10 protein-coding genes and 1 tRNA gene are annotated in these 12,009 nt (G+C 42.3%); 7 read left to right on the top strand and 4 right to left on the bottom strand.

All coding sequences use genetic code 11. The features are described from left to right. Positions 1–243 (top strand): transposase family protein (locus FTV31_RS13660; RefSeq protein ID WP_218948737.1); only part of this gene is annotated, 243 nt, incomplete at its 5' end. A 333-nt stretch (positions 244–576) separates the two neighbouring features. On the opposite strand, the gene FTV31_RS13665 is transcribed toward FTV31_RS13660, so the two are convergent. Then, positions 577–1,749, bottom strand: a complete 1,173-nt coding sequence (locus tag FTV31_RS13665; RefSeq protein WP_159123263.1) for an iron-containing alcohol dehydrogenase — start codon at positions 1,747–1,749, stop codon at positions 577–579. Between the two features lie 210 nt (positions 1,750–1,959). Next, a tRNA-Ile gene (locus FTV31_RS13670) sits at positions 1,960–2,036 on the bottom strand. Between the two features lie 798 nt (positions 2,037–2,834). Between FTV31_RS13670 and FTV31_RS13675 the strand changes: the two genes are divergently transcribed. Both FTV31_RS13675 and FTV31_RS13680 read left to right on the top strand, forming a co-directional pair. Beyond that, entirely contained in the window at positions 2,835–3,389 is a 555-nt protein-coding gene (locus tag FTV31_RS13675) for a 1-acyl-sn-glycerol-3-phosphate acyltransferase (RefSeq protein ID WP_180015350.1), read from the top strand. 228 nt (positions 3,390–3,617) lie between these two features. After that, complete coding sequence (locus FTV31_RS13680) at positions 3,618–4,367, top strand: YebC/PmpR family DNA-binding transcriptional regulator (RefSeq protein ID WP_004784089.1); 750 nt, start codon at positions 3,618–3,620, stop codon at positions 4,365–4,367. 64 nt (positions 4,368–4,431) lie between these two features. Here FTV31_RS13680 and FTV31_RS13685 read toward each other — a convergent pair whose 3' ends face one another. After that, positions 4,432–4,902: an Lrp/AsnC family transcriptional regulator gene (locus tag FTV31_RS13685; protein WP_004784091.1), complete on the bottom strand. Its 471-nt coding sequence runs from the start codon at positions 4,900–4,902 to the stop codon at positions 4,432–4,434. 361 nt (positions 4,903–5,263) lie between these two features. Between FTV31_RS13685 and FTV31_RS13690 the strand changes: the two genes are divergently transcribed. After that, positions 5,264–6,937: a hypothetical protein gene (locus FTV31_RS13690; RefSeq protein ID WP_180015352.1), complete on the top strand. Its 1,674-nt coding sequence runs from the start codon at positions 5,264–5,266 to the stop codon at positions 6,935–6,937. A gap of 53 nt (positions 6,938–6,990) precedes the next feature. Here FTV31_RS13690 and FTV31_RS13695 read toward each other — a convergent pair whose 3' ends face one another. Further along, the gene (locus FTV31_RS13695) at positions 6,991–7,755 is read right to left on the bottom strand and encodes a glutathione S-transferase family protein (RefSeq protein ID WP_180015353.1); all 765 of its coding nucleotides are present in this window, start codon (positions 7,753–7,755) and stop codon (positions 6,991–6,993) included. A 383-nt stretch (positions 7,756–8,138) separates the two neighbouring features. Here FTV31_RS13695 and FTV31_RS13700 point away from each other — a divergent pair, with 383 nt between their 5' ends. From FTV31_RS13700 to FTV31_RS13710, 3 genes are read left to right on the top strand one after another with little or no spacing between them, the layout of a single operon-like run. Next, complete coding sequence (locus FTV31_RS13700; protein ID WP_179993086.1) at positions 8,139–9,341, top strand: SfnB family sulfur acquisition oxidoreductase; 1,203 nt, start codon at positions 8,139–8,141, stop codon at positions 9,339–9,341. Between the two features lie 11 nt (positions 9,342–9,352). Next, positions 9,353–10,576, top strand: coding sequence for an SfnB family sulfur acquisition oxidoreductase (locus FTV31_RS13705; RefSeq protein WP_180015356.1), 1,224 nt, complete (start codon positions 9,353–9,355; stop codon positions 10,574–10,576). After that, positions 10,576–12,000 carry an LLM class flavin-dependent oxidoreductase gene (locus tag FTV31_RS13710; RefSeq protein ID WP_180015358.1) on the top strand — a complete coding sequence of 475 codons (1,425 nt, stop codon included), beginning with the start codon at positions 10,576–10,578 and terminating at the stop codon, positions 11,998–12,000. Before FTV31_RS13705 ends, FTV31_RS13710 begins: the two co-directional genes overlap by 1 nt. Positions 12,001–12,009: the final 9 nt, after the last annotated feature.

The following is a 12,009-nucleotide window of genomic DNA, read 5'->3' on the forward strand; positions in this document are numbered from 1 at the left end:
ATTTATGTGTTGTATCCGAATAGCCTGTTGCTATTAAAAGCCAAAAGACACTGTAAATTGGATCCTGAATTGAAAATCTATAATCAAGAAATCAATAAAAGAAGAATCGGAATTGAGCATGTATTTGGCAGTTTGAAAACCTTCAAAATCCTTGCTGAGCGATATCGCAATCGAGGCAAAAGACTAGCATTAAGATTCAATCTAATTGCTGGAATCTACAACTTGGAACTGAGCAAAAAATGATTTATGAAAGAGGTCTATTGATTTAGCTCATGCTACGAATAAGCTTTTAGCAATACTCTGCTCATTCCAGTATTTTATTATTATCGAGTTCATTCAGTTAATTTTAATAAGCTATACCCTGATGAATTAACTGCCCAAATATATTTTTTGAAAGCAAAAATTTAGGCAAAAAAAAAGAGCAACGCCTGCTCTATATCCTTATCAAGGGTGTAAGGATCAGCCAAGAATATCGCATGGGGATACGTTTATCTTGGCGCACTTCACTAAGAAGTGCGAACAGGGTTGCATAAAATGTAAGTCTGCCGAGTGGAGAGAATCGACTTACATAGAGGCTTACAGCGCCGCTTTAAAAATCTCTACGACTTGTGCATGGCTAGCCTTACGCGGGTTGGTCAGCATACAGGCATCCTTTTGCGCATTTTCTGCCATAATGGCAAGGTCTTCCTCTTTAACCCCTAAGCCTTTCAGACCAGATGGAATTCCAATTGAAGCTGAAAGCTGGCGAATGGCATCAATCGCTGCATAAGCTGCTTCAGTCACAGTTAATCCTTCAGTATTTACACCCATCAACTGGGCAATTTTTGCATAGCGATCCGGACAGGCAATCAGGTTAAATTCGCATACGTGCGGTAGCAAAATCGCATTACATACACCATGTGGCAGGTTATAGAAACCACCCAGCTGGTGTGCCATCGCATGCACATATCCGAGTGATGCATTGTTGAATGCCATGCCTGCCAGATACTGTGCATAGCTCATAGCATCACGTGCTTCAATATTTTCACCATTTGCTACTGCCTGACTCAGCCATTCACTGATCATGGTAATGGCCTTTTCTGCACAGGCATCCGTAATCGGATTGGCTGCCGTAGAAACATACGCTTCTACCGCATGGGTTAAGGCATCCATACCAGTCGCGGCAGTTAAGCCCGCTGGCTTGGCAATCATCAATTTAGGATCATCGATCGCGATCAATGGTGTACAACGCCAATCCACAATTGCCATTTTGACATGGGTATCAGTATTGGTAATGATACAGAAGCGTGTCATTTCCGACGCTGTACCCGCTGTGGTATTGACTGCAATAAGCGGTGTCATAGGCACAGTACTTTTATCAATACCTTCATAGTCGCGGATATGACCACCACCGGCAGTCACCAGGCCAATACCTTTGGCACAGTCATGTGAAGAACCGCCACCGAGTGATACAATAAAATCGCAGCCGTTGTCATTGTAGACTTGTACGCCATTATGAACGTTAATATCTGTTGGGTTTGGTTCTGCACCTGGGAAGATATGGCTGTCAACACCAGCCTCTTTTAAATAATTTGCGATGGTATCTGCGACACCAAATTTGTATAAGCCTTCATCGGTCACAATCAGAGCTTTCTTGGCACCTAAATTTTGTGCTTTAACGCCAATTTCTTTGGCACAGCCTGGACCGAAAAGTGAAACACAAGGGATATAAAAACCGTTTGTTTGATCTGCAATATTCTTAAAAGCCATGGTTCGATTCCTTCTACCATTCATCTTATTATCGGTGACCCTCACCGTGATTTAAGTATTCAATGAACGATAAAAGAATCCCACCTACTAAAAGCCTACCTTATGATAAGAGATTGAAATTTTAGTTATTTTTGAAGATAGATAGTGCCTAAATGAATTCAAAAAATAAAAAAGCACCTAAGAGTATTGCTCCTAGATGCTTGATGTATTTGGTGGGCCCACACAGACTCGAACTGTGGACCAACGGATTATGAGTCCGCTGCTCTAACCAACTGAGCTATAGGCCCTATATAGACTGAATTTGTTATATTTCAACTAGTTCAGGCGCATTGAATACTAGCCAAGATTAGATCAAAAAACAAGTACTTTTCTTGCTGCTTGCACACTTAGCCAGCAACCATTTTTTCTCTTTAATAATTGTTCTGTTTAGGATTTAAGACTTCAGTCTAATTTGAGCTAGCAAAAGCCTCATATGACATCTATATTTTCTATCTAAAATAAAGAGAGCTACGCTAATTATTCGAATATCAAATCAATAAATTGATCGCTTTTACGTCTCAATACAACCATAATCAATAAAAATACCAACTATTATGTATAGAAATATAATCACAGAAGATATTCTTTAAAAATTTATAAAGACTAAAATTCCGATTCCAATTTCTCGTCTTTACGCAAATCCATATAGATTTCGATTAAAGACCATACAATAACCAGTGCTAACAGAAGCATTGAGAACATGAAAGCTGTAATATACGTCATAGGTTTCAATCTCAGAGAGAAAATGACCAGAAAATAGAAAAGACACAATTTCTTCTTTTCTTCGACAAAAGTCTAATAACTAAAATTTGTGCTGGATAGTCATTTTTTCATCACTTTAAGACTTATTTTATATAAGATGATATATCATAAGGATTATTAAGTACTTATTGATATCTTTCAGGTCTTAAAAAACTATTGAATATACTTTTTTGATCTTGGATTTTTCATATTATTAATGAATTTGAAATAAAGCCTATTGACTGTGAATAAGAACAGGAAGAAATTATGCAGTTCATACCGTTAGCTCTTATTTCTTTCTACTTATGCTAAACAAATTTATTGGCGAATCTGCATTTAAACTTGCCGGTTGGCAATATCATGTCGAACCCGATGTACTCGAAGATAAACAGGTCATTGTCGGATTTGAACATACATCCATGATGGATGCAGTTCTATCTTTGGCACTCTTTAAAATGTATGACATCAAAATTCATACCCTGATCAAGAAAGAACTGTTCAAAGGCCCAATGAAACCAATTTTGGAAGCCATGGGTGGTATCGCGGTCGACCGTAAAGCCAATAAAGATATTGTCAGCGTAATGGTTGAACATTTTCAGAATAATGAAAAATTCAATCTGGTGATAGCACCTGAAGCCACCCGTGCCAAAAGTGGTGAAGCGCGCAAACCGATCCGTACCGGTTTCTGGCATATTGCCAAAGCGGCCAATGTGCCAATTGTGCTTATGTATGCCAATTCCAAGACCAAGCAAGGCGGGATTTTTGGCAAAATTTATCCTACTGATCTTGCACATGATCTGGCTTTAATCAAGCGGCTCTATAAAGAGAATGTTGGTCTGGATATTATTATCCCGGAATAAACACTCCATAAAAGGGCTTGAGAATAATGTTTCTTCTGCCCTTTTCTTATTTAGGTATTTTCTTAAGTTTTTATTTACATTTATTGCTTTGCCTTTCTATTTTATTGCCTATTTTTTTGGCATTATCATTAAATCTCAAATCCAGACTCTTTTTTCAAAAAAAGAGCTTATGGTAGAATCGGCGCAATTCGATAGGCATACAGCCAATCTACAAGGAGCATATTTCGCATGGCGGGTCATTCCAAGTGGGCCAATATTAAGCATCGTAAAGCAAAACAAGATGCCAGTCGTGGTAAGTTGTTTACCAAGTACATTCGTGAATTAACAACTGCTGCTAAACTCGGTGGCGCTGATGCGGGTAGTAATCCTCGTCTACGTGCTGTTGTAGAAAAAGCATTATCTGTAAACATGACACGTGATGTGATCAATCGCGCGATTCAGCGTGGTGCCGGTGGTGAAGATAACGACGATCTTAAAGAAGTAACATATGAAGGTTATGGCGTAGGCGGCGTTGCGGTTATTGTTGAAACCATGACAGATAACCTGAACCGTACGGTTCCTGATGTACGTCACTGCTTTACTAAAACTGATGGTAACCTCGGTACCAACGGTTCAGTATCCTTCCTATTCACTAAACGTGGCGAAATTACTTTTGAAGATGTGTCTTTAGAAGATCAAATCATGGAAGTAGCACTTGAAGCGGGTGCTGAAGACATTGAAGTGGATGAAGATGAAATCCTGGTGATCACTACGCCTGAAAGCTTCGGTACAGTACAAGATGCTTTAGCTGCTGCAGGTTTAAAATCTGATAACGCTGAAGTGGTGATGAGCCCATCTACCAAAGCTGAAATCACAGATATCGACCAAGCGAAAAAAATCATGAAAATGATTGATATGCTTGAAGATCTGGATGATGTTCAAAACGTTTATACCAACGTTGAATTCTCTGATGAAGTTTTAGCGCAACTCGATGCCTAATCTTCTATGAGATTAAAACGCACCTTCGGGTGCGTTTTTTATATGCGCTAAAAAGCCTGGAATTTTAAACCTTATTTAAAAGACCACTACAGTTAAAAACATTATATTCCTTGATCACAAAGCTAGAATGCAGTGCTACGACATGCTCGATCTTGCCGATTCGGCTTAATAGAATCTGACTATAATTTTCCATATCACGTGCCACAACTTCGACAATAAAATCCGCAGACTGTCCTGTCACCAGGAAAGCGTTAATGACTTCCGGAATATTTTCTAATTCTTCTAAAAATTTGGCAAAAGTATCGCTATCATGCTTGCTTAAGGAAACCTGCAACAGCACATGCAGGCTAAAGCCCAATTTTTGATAATTAATCTCGCGCTTCAAGCCACTGATAATATTATGATCGATCAAATGCTTGATCCTGCGGTGTACCGAACTCACAGATAAATTTACTCTCTCCGAGAGTTCATTCAGATTGACATCTTCATGGGTCAAAATTTCAAGAATGTGCTTATCAAAACGATCTAATTCCATCTTTAATCTCTTACCATTTTATTCAAATACATCATTGTTTTGCTGATAGTATTGATAAATTTTTCATAAATTACCAGTTATTTGAAAAAAAATGCCAGACCCCTCTCAATGACCAGTTTAAGTCATGCTTATGGTCATTCGTCGTATAAAACAAATTTTCGATAAGCGACGCTTTTAAGTAAATCATTCTTATTTATCACTAAACTATTTATGAATAAATACTATGACGCTGATAACTGGATTTTCAAAGCACGATTAATCCAACTTAGATTTACACTTGTATAGAAATTGAATAAGAATTGAGCGTTTTATCTAAAACACACAACAAACATAACAAGATAAAAATTCGCAAGGAACGGTTATGGCTTTTAGTATTCTTAGTTCAATTAAAACTAAACTCAGTCCAGTGCTCACGACAGAGACACAAAATACGAGTTTACTTGGTGGTTTATTGGGTGGCAGTCTTTCTGGCATTATTGGTTCTATTACAGGTTCTACCCCCTCTACCCCTTCCCTAGATTCTCTCTTAAACAGCCTGCTTTCTGGCAAAAGTTTAAATTCCAGTTCCCTCACTGATTTAATTAGCCAATTTACAGGCTCAAATGCTTCTAAACTTGATATCAACAGTTTAATTAGCCAATTAACGAAAGCCAATGGTGGCGGTTTTGACATAGGTTCAATCAGCAATCTGCTTGGCAGTTTAATGGGTGGTAATACATCAACCCTGGATTTAAATGCAGTTATCAAATTGGTCAGTGGATTGATGGGTGGCAGTACTGGTAATCTAGATCTTAGTAAAATTGCTGAACTGGCTGGCAACTTATTGCAAGGTGGCGACCTTGATCTTACCCAAATCACTCAACTGCTGAGTGGCCTGATTGGAGGTACTGGTGGTCTTGGTGGAACAGACATTGGTGCCATCGTCGGTATCGTCAGTGGTCTCATTCAAGGTGGTGATATTGATATCGCACAAATTGCTGAACTGGTTAGTGGTTTAATTGGTGGTTCTGGCGGACTTGGCGATGTTGATATTGGTAAAATTGCCAACCTAGTCGTTGGTCTTATCAGTGGCAATGCCGCTAGTGATCTCGACATCGGTGCAATTGTTGACTTGATCAGCGGATTGATCGGTGGCTCAACAGGTAGTTTAGATACCAGTTCAGTCAATCTGTTAGCCAGTAACCTAATGAGCAATGCAAGCAGTGACCTTGATATCGGTGCTATTACCAATTTGCTCAGTGGTCTAATCAGCAATTCAGGCAATATCGATACGGGCACCATTGCGCAAACTGTAACGCAAAGCCTGATGCCACTGCTTGCATCGATTGATACAGGTAACTCATCCATTGATATGGATCAACTTACCCAAGTTTTACCAACAGTGGTTGGTAGTGTGACTACATTGGTATCTGCAATCAGTTCTGCAGGTTCAGGTAATGTGCCAGACACCATCGCGGATGTACTAAAAGGCATCAATCCACTGTTGAATCTATTAGCGAATAGTGACGTTCTTGACGCTGATCAGGCAGAAATCGTGAATTCTCTTTACGATGTCTTGAATGGCGTACAAGTGGTGCTGGATTTTGTGAATAACCCATTACTGCTCACCTTATCCAGCGACCTCAACAATGTGATTACAGCACTAAAACCAGTGATTGCGCTGATTGATAGCGAAGGTCAATTCTCGGATCTTCTGGATGGTGTTCAGTTTCCTGAAATTGGCGACCTGCTCGGGTCACTCGGTTCTGGCGTGCCAAGCTTAGAGGGTTTAGGTTTGGATGCATTCACGGATAGTCTTGGCAATTTAGTCGGTAACAACTCGTCCCTACGACTGCCTGATCTTAGCGAATTGATTTCCGGCATTAGTAATACTGATACGGCTACGAATATCAGCATTACTGAAATCCTCCCAACCATTAAAGAGACCATTACCAATCTCTCAAGTGGTAGTTCCCTGCCGAAGTTTGACTTTAGCTCATTGCTCAGTGGCTTCAGTAAACCAAGTGAGATTGATCAAACCAGCCCTTGGGGTTAATTCTAATCTCATAAAAAAACGCGCTTTATGCGCGTTTTTTTACTTTTAAAATTTTATACACCGCGCCAATCAACACGGGCATTGCGCTCATTACGATACATCTTTTGAATATATTGCCCTAATGGCAACTCAGCCAGATGACTTTGATATTCCCGGTATTCATCCGACATCGATTCAAAGCTTTCCCTCTCCCACGGCGTTCCCGGAATAGCCAAAAGAGGGGCCAGAATCGAACAGACAGCAATATCGGCCAGAGAGAAACGCGAACCGACGAGATAAGGTCCTTCTTTTTCCACACGGATCTGATTAAGCTGCTCAACCGAATCCTTGATAAATTGTTTGGACTGTTCCAGTGTTTCTTCAGTCAAGGCATAACCCTTGGTCAAAATGGTTTTTAGCAATGGCTTGGAGAATTTTTCAAACTGGCGCAGATAGCCTTTTTCTCCAATCAGAATATCCATCGATTCATGGTCATGCGATAAAGCCTGAGCCAGCATCCAGCGACGCACATGGCGGCCTAATTCCTGGGTGATTTCATCAATATCTAATGCCTGCTGGCGCAAGCTTGCTTCTGCAGGTAGCAGACGGTGTTCAGGATATTGCTCATCCAGATATAGAGCGATTTTGGTCGAGTCCGCAATCCACTGTTCCCGATCGCGCAGAATCGGTAAACGGTTTTGTCCGGTTTTCAGGCGGGCAAAGGCACGATGGGCACCCGGCATGAGGTTGTGCGCAACATATTCCAGCTCTTTGTAATCCAGCATCCAGCGTGCTTTTTCACAAAAATGAGAAAGTGGAAACTGGTATAAGATGCGCATAAATTCTCCATGCTTGTTTTTAGGTCAGATCGCATTAAAACCATCTAATTTAGTCGGATACTTTAGTCATCCCAGACTGGAAATACAATGAACTTTTTATTCAAAATAAAGATGTTGCTTATTCAACACGACGATGAGTATTTTTATACATTTTTTTGTCTTGATTATCTATAAAGCAGATATGCATCGCTTTAAACTCATCTTCTAAAATTAAGGATTTATTAAAAACCTATTTTATTTTAATCAGTTACTATATTCCAAATTTATAAAAATCTAGCAGTTTTTGTCCTAAATAGCTTTTTTCATAAGCTTTGCAAAAGCAATTGCTTAATTACATAAAGCTTTCGCTGTAACTTTTTTTGGCATCGATTTAGGATTTCATTATGTCTCGTTTAACTTCTGAAAAAGTTCATATCATCGAAAATGATCTTGACGCGATTAATGCTGCTTATCAGGTTGCAGATTTTGCCCTGGAAGGCCGTAATCAGCGTGATCAGCAACGTCTGTTACCTTTTGCTGAGATTGACCTGTTCAGCCAGAAAGGCCTGGGCGGCATGCGCATTCCGAAACAGTACGGCGGTGCATTTGTTGCCAATAAAACCCTGGCTCATGTATTCCGGATTATTAATAAGGCTGACTCAAGTGTCGGGCAAATTCCGCAGAACCAGATCGCATTACTCAACATGATCGAGATCATGGGTACCGAAGAACAAAAACAGTTTATTTATAACGAAATTCTAAAAGGTAAGCGTCTGGCGAATGGCGGTCCAGAGCGCAATACCAAAGATACCAAGACGCTTGCCACCACTTTAACATTTGAAAATGGCCGCTATTTTGTGGATGGCGAGAAATTCTATTCAACTGGTAGTAGCTTCGCGCACTGGTTAGCGATTAAAGCGATTCATCCAGAAGGCCATGTAGTACTAACCATTGTCGACCGCAATGCTGAAGGTGTGGAAGTGATCGACAATTGGAATGGCTTTGGTCAACGCACGACTTCGAGTGGTACCGTCAAACTTCAGCATGTCGAAGTTGATCCGCTATTGATTTTTGATGAGCGTCTGTTAGGAAATCAACCAAGCTACCGCGGTGCCTATTCCCAATTGATGCAGGTCGCGATTGATGTCGGCATTGCCGAAGCTGCTTTTGCCGATACGCTGACTGCCGTACAAAAAGCACGTCCAATTGTCGATGCTCAAGTCGAAAAAGCCAGCTTAGAACATTATACCCTGCAGGAAGTTGGCAAATCTTCTGTGCTGCTCGATGCCGCGATTTTACTGCTGGATGAAGCCGCTGAATATCTGGATGAACTGGATCAGCTGGAATCTGTGACTGATGAGCAGGCAGCCAAAGCCTCAATTCTAGTGGCTGAAGCCAAGGTCTATGCCAACGATGCTGCGCTACATATCTCGGAAAAATTACTGGAATTGGGTGGAAGTCGCTCCAGCCTCAGTCAGCACAATCTGGATCAGCATTGGCGTAATGCCCGTGTGCATACCTTGCATGACCCGATCCGCTGGAAGCTGCATGCACTTGGAGATTATTACCTAAATCATAAACTCCCTGCCCGCCACGCCTGGATTTAAGGATATTTGCCATGACTTCATTTCAAAACATTAGTCCATTGCAGTCAGAACAGCTGGCACATGCGCACATCATCAAATCTGATGAAGAAGCACTAGAAATTGCCCATAATCTGGCAGAGCAGTTCAAGATTAATTCAGTACAACGTGATGCCGAACGTATTCTGCCTTTCGGAGAAATCGAGGCTTATAGCCAGTCCGGACTCTGGGCGATTACTGTACCTAAAGAATATGGTGGTGCAGAAGTGTCTAGCTATACGGTGGCACAAGTCATTGCCCTAATGAGCGGTGTGGATGGATCAATCGGTCAGATTCCGCAGAACCATTTTTATGGTCTGGAAATTCTGCGTAATAACGGCACTGAGGAACAAAAACAGAAACTTTATGCTGAAGTGCTCAAAGGTGCCCGTTTTGGTAATGCTTTAGCTGAGTACAAGACCAAAACTGCTGCACAGCGTCAGACTGCTATTCGTAAGACTGAACAAGGCTATGTGATTAATGGAGAAAAATTCTATTGCACCGGTAGCCTGTTCGCACATCGCATTCCGACTCTAGTGGTAGATGAAAACGAACAGCAATTCCTGGCCTTTGTACCACGTGATAGTGAAGGTCTGACCCTGATTGATGACTGGAGTGGTTTTGGTCAGCGCACCACCGGCAGCGGAACAGTAAAATTCGACAATGTGCAAGTGCTTGAAGAAGATGTGGTGCGCTTTGATGTCGCCTATTCTCGTCCAACCATTTCCGGTCCTTTTGCGCAATTACTACATGCGTCCATTGAAACCGGGATTGCTCGTGCGGCGTTTGAAGAAACCTTAAACCGTGTACGTCAGGCACGTCCGTGGATTGATTCTGGCGTAGACAAAGCGACCGATGATCCGCTAACCAAATTTGAACTGGGCCGCGTGGTCGCTGATGTGCGTGCTTCAGAAGTGTTACTTAAACAGGCAGCACGCTCTGTTGATGCAGCCAAAGCAGATCCTACTGAAACTAGCATTGCCAAAGCCTCTCTAGATGTAGCTAAGGCCCGTGCACACAGTAGTGAAACCGCCTTAAAAGCATCATCCAAACTGATTGAACTGGCCGGCAGCCGCGGCAGCCAGCGTGAAGATGGATTGGATCGTTTCTGGCGCAATGCCCGCGTGCATACCCTGCATGATGCCTCACGCTGGAAATATTATTTCATTGCCAATTATTTGTTGAATGGTGTTCTGCCTCCACGCCGAGGGACATTGTAATGACAATTACAACGACTAATCCAAAAGCAAAAAAAATCTTGCTGAACGCCTTTGATATGAACTGTGTGGGGCATATCAATCATGGCTTATGGACGCATCCACGGGATGAGTCACATCGTTTTCATGAGCTGAGCTACTGGACTGATCTGGCGAAAACGCTGGAAAAAGGCCTGTTTGATGGTCTGTTTATTGCCGACATTACGGGGGTCTATGACGTCTATCAGAATGGAATTGACCTGACATTAAGAGAGTCGATTCAATTACCAAGCCACGATCCTAGCACCCTGGTATCAGCCATGGCAGCCGTAACCCAGCATCTCGGTTTTGGCGTAACCGTCAATCTTAGTTATGAATCCCCGTATCAGTTTGCCCGCCGCTTTGCCACTCTGGATCACCTGTCCAATGGCCGTATCGGCTGGAATATTGTCACCGGTTATCTGGACAGTGCACAGCGCCTGATTGGTGAAAATGGCCTGAAAGACCATGACCTGCGTTATGAACAGGCCGAGGAATTTTTACAGCTCTGCTACAAATTCTGGGAAGGTTCCTGGGAAGATGCTGCATTACTGAAAGACAAGCAGCAGCGGATCTTTACTGATCCAGCTAAAGTCCATCAAATTAATCATCAGGGCAAGTTCTATCGCAGCCAGGGTGTATTCCAGGTTTCCCCTTCTGCTCAACGTACGCCGGTGCTGTTCCAGGCGGGTGCTTCACCGCGTGGTATGGCTTTTGCTACCCAGCATGCTGAAGGCATGTTTATTGGCGGAGATCATCCAGACAAGATCAAAAAGCAGGTCGATCAGATCCGTCGTCAGGCCACTGAGCAGGGCCGCGATCCGGAAGCGATCAAGATTTTTGTCGGTATTACTGTGGTCACTGCAGAAACGGATGAACTGGCGCAGCAAAAGCTGGATGAATACCGCTCTTACGCCAGCCCGGAAGCCGGTTTGGCGCATTATTCCAGCTCAGTGGGTATTGACCTGTCGCAATTTGCGGATGATGAACCGATCCCGTACAAGAAAACCAATAGTATCGCGACGGTTAATGATAAATTTAAGGAACAACAGATCACGCCAAATGACCTAAAAGATCAGCATGTGTTAGGTGGACGTTATCCGCTCATTGTCGGTAGTGGCGCAACGGTAGCAGAAAAACTGATTCAGCTGGTCGATGAAACCGGTATTGATGGCTTCAACCTGACCCGTACGGTTGCCCCAGAATCGCATCAGAATTTTATCCGCCTCGTTATTCCTGAATTACAGCAGCGCGGTCGCTATAAAACTGAATATGAACAAGGCAGTTTCAGACACAAGCTGTTTCAGCAAGGAGACCGCTTATCCAGCGCGCATCCGGTACAGCAATTCCGATGTCCAGGCTCCGCCTCAACCAGCAACACAAACCTAAAGCAAAAACAATCAGCATAAATTTATTTT

It is taken from the genome of Acinetobacter sp. YH16031, from assembly GCF_013417335.1.
GTDB lineage: Bacteria > Pseudomonadota > Gammaproteobacteria > Pseudomonadales > Moraxellaceae > Acinetobacter.

Bases quoted from the DNA above. Each gene is read 5' to 3' on its own strand.
- FTV31_RS13665 (WP_159123263.1), bottom strand. From the start codon at position 1,749: ATGGCTTTTAAGAATATTGCAGATCAAACAAACGGTTTTTATATCCCT.
- FTV31_RS13675 (WP_180015350.1), top strand. From the start codon at position 2,835: ATGCTAAACAAATTTATTGGCGAATCTGCATTTAAACTTGCCGGTTGG.
- FTV31_RS13680 (WP_004784089.1), top strand. From the start codon at position 3,618: ATGGCGGGTCATTCCAAGTGGGCCAATATTAAGCATCGTAAAGCAAAA.
- FTV31_RS13685 (WP_004784091.1), bottom strand. From the start codon at position 4,902: ATGGAATTAGATCGTTTTGATAAGCACATTCTTGAAATTTTGACCCAT.
- FTV31_RS13690 (WP_180015352.1), top strand. From the start codon at position 5,264: ATGGCTTTTAGTATTCTTAGTTCAATTAAAACTAAACTCAGTCCAGTG.
- FTV31_RS13695 (WP_180015353.1), bottom strand. From the start codon at position 7,755: ATGCGCATCTTATACCAGTTTCCACTTTCTCATTTTTGTGAAAAAGCA.
- FTV31_RS13700 (WP_179993086.1), top strand. From the start codon at position 8,139: ATGTCTCGTTTAACTTCTGAAAAAGTTCATATCATCGAAAATGATCTT.
- FTV31_RS13705 (WP_180015356.1), top strand. From the start codon at position 9,353: ATGACTTCATTTCAAAACATTAGTCCATTGCAGTCAGAACAGCTGGCA.
- FTV31_RS13710 (WP_180015358.1), top strand. From the start codon at position 10,576: ATGACAATTACAACGACTAATCCAAAAGCAAAAAAAATCTTGCTGAAC.